At 73.1% G+C, this 14,871-nt stretch carries 13 protein-coding genes and 2 tRNA genes; 11 read left to right on the forward strand and 4 right to left on the reverse strand.

What is annotated here, in order from left to right:
- Positions 1–39: 39 nt before the first annotated feature.
- The 5 genes from IMZ35_RS10430 to IMZ35_RS10450 all read left to right on the forward strand — a co-directional run bounded on the left by IMZ35_RS10430 (position 40) and on the right by IMZ35_RS10450 (position 4,249).
- The gene (locus IMZ35_RS10430) at positions 40–2,028 is read left to right on the forward strand and encodes an acetoacetate--CoA ligase (RefSeq protein ID WP_199440770.1); all 1,989 of its coding nucleotides are present in this window, start codon (positions 40–42) and stop codon (positions 2,026–2,028) included.
- A gap of 138 nt (positions 2,029–2,166) precedes the next feature.
- Positions 2,167–2,256 (forward strand) — tRNA-Ser (locus IMZ35_RS10435).
- Between the two features lie 38 nt (positions 2,257–2,294).
- Positions 2,295–2,367, forward strand: a tRNA-Arg gene (locus IMZ35_RS10440).
- A 160-nt stretch (positions 2,368–2,527) separates the two neighbouring features.
- Positions 2,528–3,877 carry a M28 family peptidase gene (locus IMZ35_RS10445; RefSeq protein ID WP_199440771.1) on the forward strand — a complete coding sequence of 450 codons (1,350 nt, stop codon included), beginning with the start codon at positions 2,528–2,530 and terminating at the stop codon, positions 3,875–3,877.
- Positions 3,878–3,898: 21 nt separating this feature from the next.
- The gene (locus tag IMZ35_RS10450) at positions 3,899–4,249 is read left to right on the forward strand and encodes a hypothetical protein (protein WP_199440772.1); all 351 of its coding nucleotides are present in this window, start codon (positions 3,899–3,901) and stop codon (positions 4,247–4,249) included.
- On the opposite strand, the gene IMZ35_RS10455 is transcribed toward IMZ35_RS10450, so the two are convergent.
- Positions 4,230–5,054 carry a serine hydrolase domain-containing protein gene (locus IMZ35_RS10455; RefSeq protein WP_199440773.1) on the reverse strand — a complete coding sequence of 275 codons (825 nt, stop codon included), beginning with the start codon at positions 5,052–5,054 and terminating at the stop codon, positions 4,230–4,232. The two genes, IMZ35_RS10450 and IMZ35_RS10455, sit on opposite strands and share 20 nt — an antisense overlap.
- 62 nt (positions 5,055–5,116) lie before the next feature.
- Between IMZ35_RS10455 and IMZ35_RS10460 the strand changes: the two genes are divergently transcribed.
- Entirely contained in the window at positions 5,117–6,019 is a 903-nt protein-coding gene (locus IMZ35_RS10460; RefSeq protein ID WP_199440774.1) for a ribonuclease Z, read from the forward strand.
- Here the strand turns inward: IMZ35_RS10460 and IMZ35_RS10465 are convergent.
- The gene (locus tag IMZ35_RS10465; RefSeq protein WP_199440775.1) at positions 6,016–6,939 is read right to left on the reverse strand and encodes an NAD-dependent epimerase/dehydratase family protein; all 924 of its coding nucleotides are present in this window, start codon (positions 6,937–6,939) and stop codon (positions 6,016–6,018) included. The genes IMZ35_RS10460 and IMZ35_RS10465 overlap by 4 nt on opposite strands.
- Positions 6,940–7,028: 89 nt before the next feature.
- Between IMZ35_RS10465 and IMZ35_RS10470 the strand changes: the two genes are divergently transcribed.
- Together IMZ35_RS10470 and IMZ35_RS10475 are read left to right on the forward strand one after the other, a co-directional pair.
- Entirely contained in the window at positions 7,029–7,238 is a 210-nt protein-coding gene (locus tag IMZ35_RS10470) for a hypothetical protein (RefSeq protein WP_199440776.1), read from the forward strand.
- A gap of 172 nt (positions 7,239–7,410) precedes the next feature.
- Positions 7,411–8,832: an ATP-grasp domain-containing protein gene (locus tag IMZ35_RS10475; protein WP_199440777.1), complete on the forward strand. Its 1,422-nt coding sequence runs from the start codon at positions 7,411–7,413 to the stop codon at positions 8,830–8,832.
- 40 nt (positions 8,833–8,872) lie between these two features.
- Here the strand turns inward: IMZ35_RS10475 and IMZ35_RS10480 are convergent, their stop codons facing one another.
- On the reverse strand, positions 8,873–9,664 hold the full coding sequence (locus IMZ35_RS10480; RefSeq protein ID WP_199440778.1) for a hypothetical protein: 792 nt from the start codon (positions 9,662–9,664) through the stop codon (positions 8,873–8,875).
- Positions 9,665–9,737: 73 nt separating this feature from the next.
- On the opposite strand from IMZ35_RS10480, the gene IMZ35_RS10485 reads away from it, so the two are divergent.
- The 3 genes from IMZ35_RS10485 (at position 9,738) to IMZ35_RS10495 (ending at position 13,531) form a co-directional block, all read left to right on the forward strand.
- Complete coding sequence (locus IMZ35_RS10485) at positions 9,738–10,973, forward strand: DNA cytosine methyltransferase (protein ID WP_307867904.1); 1,236 nt, start codon at positions 9,738–9,740, stop codon at positions 10,971–10,973.
- Positions 10,974–11,372: 399 nt separating this feature from the next.
- On the forward strand, positions 11,373–12,638 hold the full coding sequence (locus IMZ35_RS10490; protein WP_199440780.1) for a thioester domain-containing protein: 1,266 nt from the start codon (positions 11,373–11,375) through the stop codon (positions 12,636–12,638).
- Between the two features lie 254 nt (positions 12,639–12,892).
- Positions 12,893–13,531 carry a putative glycolipid-binding domain-containing protein gene (locus IMZ35_RS10495; protein ID WP_199440781.1) on the forward strand — a complete coding sequence of 213 codons (639 nt, stop codon included), beginning with the start codon at positions 12,893–12,895 and terminating at the stop codon, positions 13,529–13,531.
- A 145-nt stretch (positions 13,532–13,676) separates the two neighbouring features.
- Here the strand turns inward: IMZ35_RS10495 and IMZ35_RS10500 are convergent, their stop codons facing one another.
- Complete coding sequence (locus IMZ35_RS10500; RefSeq protein ID WP_199440782.1) at positions 13,677–14,864, reverse strand: thiolase family protein; 1,188 nt, start codon at positions 14,862–14,864, stop codon at positions 13,677–13,679.
- Positions 14,865–14,871: the final 7 nt, after the last annotated feature.

Genomic DNA, 14,871 nt, shown 5'->3' on the forward strand with positions numbered 1-14,871 from the left:
GCTGTGGTTCTGCGGCCCGACTTCGGCTAGGAACCACCTATGACCGACACCCCCGCCGGCACCGTCGCCGACGAGCCGGAACTGATCTGGAGCCCCGACCCCGCCGCGGTCGCGAGCAGCCGCACGACCGCCTTCCGCGACTGGCTGCGAGCCGGGCGCGGGCTCGAACTGGACGACTACGACGCACTGTGGTCGTGGTCCACGACGGACCTGGAGGGCTTCTGGAGCGCCGTCGCCGAGTTCTTCGACGTCGCGTTCCACACCGCTCCCACCGCGGTGCTGCCGGAGGAGGTCATGCCGGGCGCGCGCTGGTTCCCCGGCGCGACGCTCAACTACGCCGAGCACGCCCTGCGCCCCGGTCCGGGCAGGGCGGACCACGACGTCGCCGTGGTGTTCCACCGCGAGGACGGCCTGGTCGAGGAGATCGACCACGCGACGCTGCGCCGCCGCGTCGCCGCGATCCGCGCCGGTCTGGTCGAACTGGGCGTCGGACGCGGTGACCGGGTCGTGGCGCTGGTGCCGAACTCGCCGGAGGCGCTGATCGCGTTCCTCGCCGCGGCCAGCCTCGGGGCCACCTGGTCGTCGTGCTCCCCGGACTTCGGCGTCCGCGCCGTCGCCGACCGCTTCACCCAGATCGAGCCGGTCGTGCTCGTCGCGGTCAACGGCTACGGCTACAACGGGCGCACGTTCGACGTGCGGCCCACCGTCGAGCAGCTGCGCGCGGCCACGCCGTCGCTGCGCGGCACCGTGCTCGTGGACCACCTGGGCACCGGCGCGACCCTGCCCGGCGCGGTGGAGTGGGACGCGCTGCTGACCCGGCACGACGGCGCGGAGCCGGCGTTCGAGCCGGTGCCGTTCGACCACCCGCTGTGGATCCTCTACTCCTCCGGCACCACCGGGCTGCCCAAGGGCATCGTGCAGGGCCACGGCGGCATCCTGCTGGAGCACCTGAAGGCGCTGGCGCTGCACTGCGACCTCGGGCCGGGCGACCGGTTCTTCTGGTTCACCACGACCGGCTGGATGATGTGGAACTTCCTCGTCTCCGGCCTGCTCACGGGCAGCACCGTCGTGCTGTACGACGGCAGTCCAGCGCACCCCGACCTGACCGTGCTGTGGCGGCTGGCCGAGCGGCACCGGGTCACCTACTTCGGCACGTCGGCCCCCTACGTGCAGTCCTGCCTGAAGGCGGGGCTGGCGCCGTCCGCGGAGTTCGACCTCTCCGCGCTGCGGGTCGTGGGCTCGACCGGCGCACCGCTGTCGCCGGAGGGCTTCCGCTGGATCGCCTCGGCCGTCGGCGACGTGCAGATCGCCTCGGTGTCCGGCGGCACGGACCTGTGCACGGCGTTCGTCGGCGCGTCGCCCGACGTGCCGGTGTGGCTGGGCGAGCTGTCCTGCCGCGCCCTGGGGGCCGCCGTGGCGGCCTACGACGACGCCGGGCGGCCCGTGGTCGACCAGGTGGGCGAACTGGTGATCACCAGGCCCATGCCGTCGATGCCGGTGTCGTTCTGGAACGACCCGGACGGCAGCCGGCTGCGCGAGGCGTACTTCGAGACCTACGAGGGCGTGTGGCGGCACGGCGACTGGCTCCGGATCACCCCGCGCGGGTCGGCCGTGATCCACGGCCGCAGCGACTCGACGCTGAACCGCGGCGGCGTCCGCATGGGCACCGCCGAGTTCTACCGCGTCGTGGAGGCGCTGCCCGGCGTGGCCGACTCGCTGGTGATCGACACCTCCGGCGCGGCCGATGCCGCCGAGGGCGAACTGCTGTGCTTCCTGGTGCTGGAGCCGGGCGTGGCGCTGTCCGACGTGGAGCCCGCGCTGCGCGCCGAGCTGAGGACGGCCCTGTCGCCGCGGCACGTGCCGAACCGGTTCGCGGAGGTCGAGGAGATCCCCCGGACGCTCAACGGCAAGAAGTGCGAGGTGCCCGTGAAGAAGATCCTCGGAGGCACTCCGCCGGACCGCGCCGTGAGCCGCGACGCCCTGCGGAATCCGGACTCGCTGACCCCGTTCGTGCAGTGGGCGAGATGAAGATCACCCCTGACCCGTCCCGACCCGTTCTTCGGGCGGGTCGGGGGTGTGTGACCTGCGGAAACCCGGTGGAGGGGGGCCGTTTTGCTTCTCGACTGCGGGTGTGTGTAATCTATGCGTCGTAGCCGAGGGGCTCCAGGAGGCTTCGCCTAGTCTGGTCTATGGCGCCGCACTGCTAATGCGGTTTGGGTTTATCGCCCATCCCGGGTTCAAATCCCGGAGCCTCCGCAACACCCCGCCCCGGCGAGGTGATAACTTAATACCGAGCGCTCATAGCTCAACGGATAGAGCACTTGACTACGGATCAAGAGGTTGCAGGTTCGAATCCTGCTGAGCGCACAGAGCCGGAAGCCCCCTCTCGCCAGGGGGTTTCCGGCTTTTTGCGTGTCCGGGCAGGCGTCCCCGGACGCCCGGAGGGGAGCGGACCTCCGGGGAGCGGCGGTCAGGATCATCCGTTCGACGCTGTCACCGGTCGGCCGCTCGTCGTTACGTTCGTCCCATGGCAGCTCTCCGACGTCGTGACGTCCTCGCGGGCACGGCCGCACTGGCGGGCGTCGCCGCCGTCGGGCTCAACCCCGCGTCCGCGCTCGCGGCGACCGCGCCGCGCACCGGCGCGTCCCGCGCCCCGCACCTCCTGTGGAGCGATCTCGCCGTCGCGACCAGGGTGCGGACGCACCGCGCGATGGAGCACCTGCGGGTGCTCAGCGACGACATCGGGCCCCGCGTCGGCGGCACCGGGGCCGAGCACCGCGCCCGCGACCACATCGCCCGCGTCCTGCGCGACCTGCGCTACGACGTGACGCTCCAGCCGTTCCCGGTGGCGGACAAGCACCTGGGCGAGATCCGGACCGGCCGCGCGCGCTGGCAGACCGGCGCGGCCCCGCTGGGCGCGCGCGACGCCTCCGCGCGGGGCGAGGTCGTCGACCTGGGCGCGGGGGAGACGCTGCCGGACGACCTGACGGGCAGGGTCGCGCTGTTCGTCGGCGCCGCCACGTCGGCCGCGGTCGCCGCCGCGGCGCGGGGCGCGGCGGCCGTGCTGCTCGGCCGGATCTCCACGACGGCCACCAGGGCGTCCGCGTTCAGCCCGGTCCTCCCCGAGGCGGTGGCCGTGCCGGTGCTGGGCATCGCGCAGGTCCACGTGGAACGCCTGCGCGCGTCGGCCGCACCGGTTCGGCTCGCGCTGTCCACCACGCACCACGCGAACCTCACGTCCTACAACGTGATCGCGGACCGCCGGGCGACGTTCCCCGGTCCGGACCGGGGTGTGGTGGTGGTGAGCGCCCACTACGACAGCGTGCCCGGCTCGCCCGGCGCGAACGACGACGGCAGCGGCACCGTGCTGTGCCTGGAGCTGGCCCGCGTCCTGCGCCACCTGCCGACCCAGAAGGCGGTCCGCTTCGCCCTGTGGGGCTCGGAGGAGCAGGGCCTCGTCGGGTCGCGGCACTACGTGAACCAGCTCGCGGACGCCGAGGCGGCGCGCATCGCCGGGTGCTTCCAGAACGACATGGTGGCCACCAGCCACGACCCGGCCACGGCCTACTGGCTGCTGTCCGTCGACGGCGGCGACAACACGACGACCTCGGCCGTGGCCGCCGCGGCGGAGCGCTTCGGCTACGCGCCGCGGGTGAAGGGACCGACCGCGCGCGGGTCGAGCGACCACGTGCCGTTCCACGAACGGGGCATCGCGGCGGCGAACTTCAGCTGGCGCGGCGAGGCGGGACCGGCGTCCCTCGAACCGATCTACCACACGCCGGAGGACACGATCGCGGCCAACGTGAGCACCGAGCGGCTGAAGGTCTCGATGGAACTCGTCGGCGCCGCCGCCTACGGAGTCGCGTGCCGCGCGTAGCCGACGTGGCATCGTGATCGCATGGAGAACGACGAGATCATGCAGCGGGCCATCGGCGTGCTCACGCTGATGCACGGCGCCGCGTCGGGCGGGCCCGCCGGCGAGGGCGACGACCTGCGCGTGGCGCTGAAGATGCTCCAGGAGGACGTCTTCAGCTACTCGGTGCCGCTGCCGCAGGGCGAGGACGTGGACCCGGCGGAGTTCCTGCGCCAGGCGCTGGAGCAGATCATGGCGCGCTTCGCGACGTTCACCGCCGGGCTCGCGCTGGGCTTCCAGGCCGTCGCGCACGCCTACGAGGAGGAGTGCCCCGACGCGGACGTGTCGGCCGTCCTGCAGGAGCTGTCGATCCGCATCACGACGCGCGAGAGCTGAGCTCCGCGAGCACGGCGTCGCTGAACGGCGTCCACGCCTCCACCGCCCACGGCCCGAAGCGCCGGTCGGTCAGGGCGACGCAGGCCGCACCGGCCTCCGGGTCGACCCACAGGAACGTGCCGCTCTGGCCGAAGTGGCCGAACGTGCGGGGGGAGTTGCCGGTGCCCGTCCAGTGCGGACTCTTGTGGTCGCGCAGCTCGAAGCCGAGCCCCCAGTCGTTGGGCCTCTGCTGCCCGTAGCCGGGGAGCACGCCGTTGCGACCGGGGAACACCACGGACGTCGCCTCGGCCACCAGCCCGGCCGAGACCAGGCGCGGGGCCTGGAGCTCGGCGGCGAAGCGGGCCAGGTCGGCGCACGTCGACACCGCGCCGGAGCCCGCCGGTCCCCGCAGAGCCGTGCCGCTCATGCCGAGCGGCGTCAGCACGGCCTCGTCCAGGTAGTCGGGGAACGCGATGCCCGACGCCTCCTGCACGGCGTCGGCGAGCACGCCGAACCCGGTGTTGGAGTAGACGCGGCGGTCGCCGGGCGCGGCCTGCACGGTGTCGTCGGAGAACGCCAGCCCCGACGTGTGCGCGATCAGGTGCCGCAGCGTCGAGCCCTCCGGCCCGGCGGGCAGGTCCCACTCGACCGCGCCCTCCTCGACGGCGATCAGCACCGCGTACGCCGTGAGCAGCTTCGTCACCGACGCCAGCTCGTAGGGCCGCTCCTGGTCGCCCGAGGTGCCCAGCACCCGTCCGTCGGCGGCGACCACGGCCACCGACGCGTTGTCCACCGGCCACTGCTCCGCACCGCGCACGCTCTCCACGCCCCAGACGGTAGAGCCGCGTTCCCGAGCCGCGGCGGGGTGGGGCGGGTTACCGTCTGCCGGTGTCGATCCGAGAGCTGGTCGTGCTGGGAACCGCCAGTCAGGTGCCCACCCGGACCCGCAGTCACAACGGGTACCTGCTGCGGTGGGACGACCAGGGGTTCCTGTTCGACCCCGGCGAGGGCTGCCAGCGGCAGATGCTGTTCGCCGGGGTGCCGGTGAGCGACGTGACGCGGGTGTTCGTCACGCACTTCCACGGCGACCACTGCCTCGGCCTGCCCGGCGTCGTGCAGCGCGTCTCGCTCGACCGCGTGCCGCACCCCGTGCACGTCCACTACCCGCGGTCCGGGCAGGAGTTCTACGAGCGGCTGCGGAACGCCAGCTCGTTCCACGACCTGGCCGACGTGCGGGCGGAGCCGGTCGACGCGGACGGGCCGTTCGCCAGCGGGGACTTCGGCGTGCTCGACGCGCGCCGGCTGGACCACTCGCTGGACTGCTTCGGGTACCGGCTCACCGAGCCGGACGGCCGCCGGATGCTGCCCGACGCCCTGCGCCACCACGGGATCAGCGGTCCCGACGTGCGGCGGGTGCAGGCCGAGGGGTCGTGGAACGGCGTCGGCCTGGAGCAGGTGAGCGTGCCCAGGCCGGGGCAGAGCTTCGCCTTCGTCATGGACACCCGGCTCTGCGACGGCGTGTTCGCGCTCGCCGACGGCGTCGACGTGCTGGTGATCGAGTCGACGTTCCTCGCCGAGGACACCGACCTGGCCGTGCGGTTCGGGCACCTCACCGCGGCGCAGGCCGCGCGGGTCGCGGCGGACAGCGGCGTGCGGACGCTGGTCCTCACGCACTTCTCCCAGCGCTACGGCGATCCGGAGCGCTTCCGCGCCGAGGCGGCGGAGGTCTTCGACGGCGAGATCGTCGTGGCGGCGGACCTGGACCGCGTCCCCGTGCCCCCGCGCCGCTAGCGGGTCAGCTCGAACGCCCACTGGTCGGCGACGATCCGGTCCAGGTCCGAGTGCTCCGGCCGCCAGCCGAGGACCTCGCGCAGACGGGTCGTGCCGGCCCGCAGCTCCGGGGCCTCCGCCGGGTTCGCGGGCCGGTGCTCCAGCCGCACCGCCCTGTCGGTGACGCGCTCGGTGGCCGCCACGACGTCGCGCACGGCGGCGGGGGTGGCGCCGACGTTGAACACCTCCTGCTCGCCGGTCCGGCAGTGCTCCAGCGCCAGCACGGCGGCGCTCGCCACGTCGCGGACGTGCACGAAGTCCCGCACGGCCGAGCCGTCGCCGAAGACGCTCATCGACTCCAGCCGCCCCGACGCCACGCCCACGGCCCTGGTGACGACGCGGGAGTCGTCGACGTCGCCCCGCCCGGCCAGCGCGCCCGCGGCGTTGAACACCCGCAGCACGGCCGCGCCGATCCGCCCGGCGTCCGCCGCTTCCCGGACCGCGTCCTCCGCGGCGACCTTCGAGGCGGCGTAGGGGGTGCCCGGCGCGCGCGGGGCGTCCTCGCGGACGGGCTGCGCGGCGGGCGAGCCGTAGACGGCGGCGGTGGAGAAGAGGACCAGCCGCGGCGCGGACGGGGTCGCGGCGAGCGCGTCGAGCAGGTTCAGCGTGCCGCCGGCGTTGACCCGGTGGTACAGCAGCGGTTGCTCCAGCGACGCCCTGATCCCGGTCAGCGCCGCGAGGTGCACGACCCCGTCGACGCCCGCGACGGCCGGGACGAGGCTCGCCGCGTCCAGCACGTCCCCCCGGACCACCTCGACGCCGTCGAGGCCGGTGAACTCGGTCCTGTGCACCAGGACCACGGGCCGGTGCCCGTCGTCGAGCAGTCGCCGGGCGACCGCGAGACCCAGGCAGCCCGCCGCGCCGGTGAGGAGAACTCGCACGGACACATCCCAGCAGAAAGTGCCGAGCAGGTCTCAAGGTGCTCCGCGGGCGGGCCGATAACACCCACGTGAGCTACTCCAGTCGACCCGTGCGCAGAAGCATTTCCGGTGCTCTCGCGGAGCACGCCCGGCAGGAGACCCAGCGCAAGGTCTTCCTGACCAGGGCAGCCGCCCTCGTGGCCGTGGCCACGGTCCCCGCCCTCGTCCTGGACGAGCTGGCCGCTCCGATGACCGGTCTCTCGGGCCCCGAGGGGTTCCTCGCCCGTGCTGACCAGGTGCTGCGCGACGCCGCTCACTGAGCGCCGGCACCACCAGAACCTCCCCGACCGACCCCGTCCACGCGGTTCTCCCCACCCTTCACCGGGCCGTTGCCGGACCGTGCTTCGTCCTGTCCACCGGGTGCATCTACGCTTCGCGTCACCCGGCGCTCGCCGGACTCATTCCGCTTCTCACCAAAGCGAGTTCCCGGTGATGGATACTGTCCTTTCCACGCTCCACGAGCGTCTCGGAAAGCTGTTCGGCAACCGGCCGGTCGTCCTGGCCGGTGGCACGCGGTTGAGCAAGCGCGTCGCGGAGCTGCACCAGCTCGGCGCGCGCCGGTCGCTGGTGCTGACCACCGACGACCACGCCCCCCTGCACGACTCGGAGGTGGCCCGCTGGGTCCCGCTGGGGTTCACGGGCGGGCTGACCGCGTCGGAGCAGCGCAGACTGACGCGCGTGCTCGTCGACCCCGACCGGCGGACGCGCGACCTGCTCGACGACTTCGACCCGGCGGGCGAGGCGCTGGTGATCAGCACGCCGTACGTCGAGACACCGGAGTTCGCCGGGCGGCCGATCCTCAACCACCGCCGTCCGGCGTGGGTCGCGCTGGAGAACAAGACCACCGTGGACGCGCTGTGGGACGACCTGTCCGCGCGCCGCGCGCCCGCCGTCGTCGCGGGCGTCGACGAGGCAGAGCTGTGGCGTGCCACGGAGATGCTCGACCGCGGTGCCGGTGTGGTCTGGTCCGGTGACGGGCCGTCGATCAACGGCGGAGCCAACTTCGTCCGCCGCGTGCGGTCCCGCGAGGAGGCCGACGCCGCGTTCGCCGTGCTCGCCCCGAAGTGCGACTTCATCCGGGTGATGCCGTTCCTGGAGGGCATCCCGGTCAGCGTCCACGGCGTCGTGTTCCCCGACGGCACCGCGGTCCTGCGCCCGGTCGAGATGGTCGTGCCGCGCCGCGCGGGCGCGGCGCGCTTCCTCTACGCGGGGTGCGCCTCCTACTACGACCCGCCCGCGCGGATTCGCGACGAGATGCGCAACCTCGCGCGCCGCGTCGGCGAGGAGCTGCGCGGATCGGTCGGCTACCGCGGCGTGTTCACCCTCGACGGCATCGCCACGGAGGACGGCTTCCTGCCCACCGAGATCAACACCCGCTACGGCGGGGCGATGGTGCTGTTCGAGGACGCGCTGCCGACGCTGCCGATCTCGCTGGTGCAGGCCGCGCTGGTGGCCGGGCACGACGTCGGCGTCTCCTCCCTGGACTTCGAGGCGCTGGTCCTCTCGGCGTCCGACGAGTTCCGCTCCACGTCGGTGGGCGCGAACGTGCGGGCCGTGCGGCAGACGGAGACGTGGGAGCGGGGTGTCGTGTTCACGGAGTGGTCCTGCCGCTGGGCGCACCCCGACGAGGTGGCCCACGGCCTGCTGCGGCTGCGGCCGGCTCCTCTCGGCGGACGCCTGGAGCTGGAGCTGGACCGGACGGTCGTGCCGCCGGGCCGGGCGGTGGTGCCGCTGACGGTCTCCGCGTTCGCGCTCGCCGACCAGGACTGGGGCACCGGCCTCGGTCCGCTGGAACCGGCGGTCCCGGTCGCCGAGCACACCCGCTCCGTCGACGAGGTGGCCGTCACCGCCTGACCGGTCGCGCGAGGGGGGTGCCGCCGCGGCGGCACCCCCCTCACGCGCCGTGGAAGGCGCGGCGGGCGAACGTCATGCCCATGTGCGCGAGCGTCACGTCGTGCGGCTGGTTCTGCGGGCGCGGGGAGTTCTCCAGCCAGTCGAGCACCTGCTCGTCCTCGTGGCCCACGCCGAGCAGCGTGTACTCGCACACCTCGTAGGCCGACACGAGGTGGTCCGCCACCTCGGCGGCGGCGCGCAGCATCCTGGCCGCCGTGTCGCCCGGGTCGAGGTGGTACTCGTTCGTCATCGTGTGCAGGGCGGTCGCCGCGAACGGCGGGACCGTCTCGGGCACGGCGATGGCGAGCGCGACCGTGCAGGCGACCTCCTCGCGCGCCAGCACCTCGAAGATCTTCTGCGCGCTGCGGGCCACGGCGTGCCGCGTCTGCGAGATCCAGTCGGGGGCGAGCCGCGGCAGCTCCCGGCCCGCCGCGTTCCACCTGCGGCGCGTGCGCTTGCCGTCCTCGGTCAGTCCCCAGTCGGCGGCGGCCATCTCCGCCATCAGGAAGATCACCCGGTCCCGCGTGTCGGCGGGAACGCGGTAGCTGGCGCCGAGTTCGGCGAGGAAGCGCACGGAGTGGGCGCTGGCCTCGCACACCGTGCCGTCGGAGAACAGCCGCTTCTCCAGCTCGTCCAGCGCCGACGACCTGACCAGGGGGTCGGGTTCGGTGGCGCACCGCAGCAGCTCGTCCAGACCGGCCCCGCAACCCCGGTGGTCGGTCAGGTCGTCCCACGGCACGTCCTCCAGACCGCGCAAGGGGTCCGGCCGTCGCCACGTACGCGGCAGCTCCATGTCGCGGACGCTACGGGATCGCCGAGCGGGTCGTCCTTCTGAGCGCGGCGTGTTCGCCCGTACGATCATCCCCGTGTCCGCGCCCTCCCTCGTTCGTGGCTCCACCTTCACGGTGGCCGACGTGTTCTCGGGGGCCGGTGGCATGAGCTACGGGTTCCACGCGCACCCGTCGTTCACCGTCGTGGGCGCGGCCGACGCGCAGATCGGCAAGCCGTCGTCCCGGCTGGGGTCGTTGCGCTGCAACGGGACCTACCGCGCCAACATCGGCGTGGACCCGGTCGAGGCCGATCTCGGTCTGGTCGATCCGGCCGACCTGCGCGTGGCGTGGGGGCTGCGGCGCGGCGAGCTGGACGTGCTGGTGGCGTGCCCGCCGTGCACGGGGTTCAGCCGCACCACCGCCGCGAACCACCTGCGCGACGACCCGCGCAACTCCCTCGTGGGCCGGGTCGCGGCGTTCGCCGCCGAGCTGCGGCCGCGGGTGGTGCTCCTGGAGAACGCGCGGGAGCTCGTCAAGGGCAGGCACCGGCACCACCTGGACGGGCTGGCCGAGCGGCTGATCGCCCTGGGCTACCGGGTCCACGCCGACAGCCACCTGCTGTCCCGCTTCGGCCTGCCGCAGCTGCGCGAGCGCGCCGTGGTCGTCGCCGTGGACGCGGGGCTGCCGCTGCTGACCCCGGACGACCTGTGGCGGGGACTGGAGATCCGGCCGTCGGCCATCACCGTGCGCCGCGCGATCGGCCGCCTGCCGGCGGTGCCGGCGGGCCAGGCGCACCCGAAGGACCCCACGCACGTGTCGCCGTCGTTCCGCCGCGACCGGACGCTGCTGCGGATGCGGGCGATCCCGGCCAACGGCGGGTCGTGGGCGGACCTGCTCGGCTCGCAGGAGACCGAGCTGCTGCTCAACCCCGCACAGATCAAGATCATCGAGGCGGGCCGCTGGGGGTCCCACCCGGACGTCTACGGTCGCATGTGGTGGGACGAGCCGGCGCGCACGATCAAGCGCGAGTGCGCGCACGTGGGCAACGGCCGGTACGCCCACCCGCAGCAGGACCGGCTGTGCACGGTCCGGGAGATGGCGCTGCTCCAGGGTTTTCCGCGCACGTTCCGGTTCGACGTGTCCATCCTGGGCAACGCCTACCGGCACGTCGGCGACGCGGTGCCGCCGCTGATCTCCTACCAGCTCGCGAGCCTGGTCGGCTGGATCCTGACCGGTCGCCGCCCCGGCGCGCGCGAGCTGTGCCTGCCGGGGACCTCGCTGCGGGCGGGCGACGTCCGCGCGGTCGCGAGGACCCCCGAACTGGTCGCCTGATCACAGTTCGGTAACAGTGCGTCGTTCTGCGTTTGGCTTGTTGAACTCAGAATCATCTCCGTCGTCCTCTGAGCTGGGGAAACGGCTTGTCCGGTGATGGTCGACACGTCACGCCGACGCCGGAGCGGACACTCCTTCTTCTTTGCAAACGCCCCTCTCCCGCCTCGGTAACCGTCCACCTTTCGTCCACTGTGGATGATCCTTGGGTGTTGTCGCAGGTGGGGCACCGTGTGGCGGTCCGTCGCACCCGTCACTGTTCGGGGGTAACTCGATCGGATAGTGTGCGGTCGCTTCCTGTCGGTTTCCTCTCGAAAATCGGACCCTTTAGTCCGATCGAGCCAACAGGAATCCCCGCCTTTGCCCCATTTGGGCTAATTTTTGCGAGCTTGAAGGAGACCCATGGCATCCCGGATGAACTCGGCGCGCATCGGCGCGGCGATTCTCGGAGCCTCCGTCGCTCTCATGGCCACGGCTGTGCCGGCCTCTGCGGACACGAAGGCGAAGCTCGACCAGTCCGGTGACGAGGCTGGTCTGCACGTCAACCTGAAGAAGGAGGGCGTCACCTACACCGGCCTCATCGGTCTCGGCATCGAGGGCGCCGACACCGTCGCGCACACCTACTGCGTCGAGCTGCCGGAGCCCGTCAAGGGCGATGCGGGCATGGTCGAGGTGCCGTGGGACGCGCACCCGCGTCCCGAGTCCGGTTTCCACCAGAACCGCGACAAGGTCAACTGGATCCTCGCGCACTCCTACCCGTCGATCGAGGTCGACGCGCTGCGCGCCGCCGTGAAGATCGACGACCTGACGGTGCGCGAGGCCATCGCCGGCACCCAGGCGGCGATCTGGCACTTCAGCGACAACGACGAGCTGGACCTCGCCAACCCCCTGCGCGGTGGTGAGACCGACGAGGACGACAAGCCGGTCGACCAGGACCCCGCCGACGTCGTCGCGCTCTACCAGTACCTCACCAGCGACGCGAACACCGGTCTCGGCGAGACCAAGCCGTCCCTGGACGTCGCGCCGCTGCTGCAGAAGGGCAAGGCCGGCGACAAGATCGGTCCCTTCACGATCACCACGACCGCCGGTGAGATCGCCGTCGAGGGCGAGATGCCCGTCGGCGTGCTGCTGACCGACGCCGAGGGCAAGCCGTTCACGCCCGCCGAGGACGGCAGGTTCACCGTCGCGGACGCCAGCGCCAAGACCGTCGACGTCTACGTCACGGTGCCCGCCGACGCCGCCGCCGGTTCGGCCAAGTTCTCCGTCCACGCCGACTCCCGCGTCGACGCCGGTCGCCTGTTCATCCGCGGCGACGAGAACAAGAAGACCCAGTCGCTGATCGTCGCCTCGCCGGTCGACGTGGAGCTCGACGCCGCCGCCGCCGCCGAGTGGGAGGGCGCGCAGGTCGAGGTGCCGCCGACCACCACCACGCCGGTCAGCACGACGCCCGCGCCGGAGACGTCCACCACCACCTCCGCGCCGTCCTCCAGCGACGTCCCCTCCTCCACCACCACCCCGGCTCCGGTCGCCGGTGGCGGCAGCAACGACGACGACGAGCTGGCCAGCACCGGCGCGTCGATCTTCCTGCCGCTGACCATCGGTGTCCTGCTCCTGGCCGCCGGTGCCGCCGCTCTGGTCCTGGTGCGTCGCCGCAAGGCCTCCGCCTGATCGAGTCGGTCGTCCGATCCGGAACGCCCCCGCGAGTCCGCTCGCGGGGGCGTTTCGTCGATACGCAGCGTGTTCGTCACGGTGCACCGATGAGTTGATCACTGGGGCGGCGGAGTCCCTTCCGGTACTCTGCGCACGCGTCACAGTGAAGTGCGGAGGGCGACCATGGACTGCGAGAACCTCGCCGGCAGGGCTGGCGATCTGCTGAACCAGCACGGCGACCGGGTCGGGTTCGTCGTGGAGAAGGCGGGCGCGTGAACTCCTCCAACTCGACCGAGCGCGTCGTCTCCTCCGCGGAGAGCCGCTCGGCCCCGGCACCCCGCCGCCCCGAGATGCTCACCTGGCAGGGCTACGACACCCCCCGGCTGGAGCAGGTCCGCCTGCTGCTGTCCGACCGGCGCCTGCGGGCGTCCGGCCGCCTCGTCGCGGCGGCGGGGGAGACGGAGTCGTTCAGCGCCTCGTTCGAGCTGTCCGCGGGTGAGACGGGAGCCGTGACGCGCCTGCTGCTGCGCACCGCGACCGTCGAGGAGGAGCGGCAGATCTCGCTCAGCCGCACCGAGGACGGCGCGTGGCTGGTCGACCTGGGCCAGGGCGTGGAGCGCACGGACTTCGAGGGCGCGGTGGACGTGGACGTCCAGTTCGTCAGCCTGTTCAACGCGATCCCGATCCGCCGCCTCGGCCTGCACCGCGAGGCGTCCGAGCACGACCTGCCGGTCGTGCGGGTGTCGCTGCCGGACCTGACCGTGCGCGTGGTCCGGCAGAAGTACCGGACCGTGTCGGTCGGCGCCGAGGAGTCCGTCGTGAACTTCAGCAGCGAGGACTTCAGCCAGGACATCACCGTGGACTCCAGGGGCCTCGTCCTGGACTACCCGCGCATCGCGCGCCGCATCTGACCCGTCCGGGCGGTTGTGGCCACCGGTCACGACCGCCCGGACGCTCGTCGGCGACGGCCCCGGCGCCAGCTCCTCCGGACCCGGCTGGTTCGGGGTGCGCGGCGTCGAGTCCCCGCCCGCGGCCCGCGCCCCGCAGGACCGGGGATCACACGCGGACGGCGACGGCGAGGCCCTGGCCGACGCCCACCCCGCTCGCCGCCACCCCCAGGCCACCGCCGCGAGCGCGCAGGTGGCGGCACAGGTCCACGATCACCCGCGGCATCGACGCGCTCAGCGGGTGACCGTAGGCGATGGCCCCGCCGTGCACGTTGACCTGCTCCCGCTGCACCTCCGGCAGGTGGTGCAGCACGGACAGCGCCGTCGCCGCGAACGTCTCGTGGACCTCCCACAGGTCCACGTCCTCCGCCTCCACCCGCAGCCTCCGCAGCAGCTTCCGGATCGCGGTGACCGCGGCGAGCGAGAAGCGGTGCGGCTCGTCGGCCGTCACCGCGCTGCCCAGCACCTCGCCCAGCGGTCGCAGGCCCAGTTCCTCGGCGAGCGTCTCGGTGCCCATCAGCACCGCCACCGCGCCGTCGCTCAGCGGCGAGGAGTTGCCCGCCGTCACCGGGCCGTCCTCGGAGAACGACGAGCGCAGCCTCGCCAGCTTCTCCTCGCTCGTCTCCGGCCGCACCGTCTCGTCGCGCCGCATCGACGAGCCGTCGGCGCGCAGCACGGGGAACGCGAACCCGTCGTGCACGCCCGCGTCCCACGCCGCCGACGCCCTGCGGTGCGAGCGCAGCGCGTAGAGGTCCATCCGCTCGCGGGTGATGCCCAGCTCCACGGCGACCTGCTCGGCCGCGCGCCCCAGCGGCACGGTCCACTCGCCGGGCATCCGCGGGTTCACCAGCCGCCAGCCCAGCGCCGTGCCCGCCGTTTCCACCCGGTCGGGGAACGCCCGATCGGGACGGGCCAGCACGAACGGGGCGCGGCTCGGGCCCTCGACCCCACCGGCCACCAGCAGGTCGGCGTCCCCGGCGGACAGGGCGCGCGCCGCCTGCACGACGGCCTCACCGCCCGAGGCGCACAGCCGGTTCAGCGTCACCCCCGGCACGGTCGGCGGCAGACCGGCGAGCAGCGTCGCCATCCGCGCCACGTTCCGGTTCTCCTCACCGGCGCCGTTGGTGTTGCCGAGGAGCACGTCGTCGACGCGGGCGGGGTCGAGCCGGTCGGCGTGCCGGCGCAGGAGCTCGCGGATCGGCAGGACCGCGAGGTCGTCGACCCTGATGCCGGACAGGCCGCCCCGGTAACGGCCGAACGGCGTGCGGGCGGCGTCGAGGAGCAGTGGACGTGGCATGCGGGTC

The organism is Umezawaea beigongshangensis (assembly GCF_016464305.1).
GTDB lineage: Bacteria > Actinomycetota > Actinomycetes > Mycobacteriales > Pseudonocardiaceae > Umezawaea_A > Umezawaea_A beigongshangensis.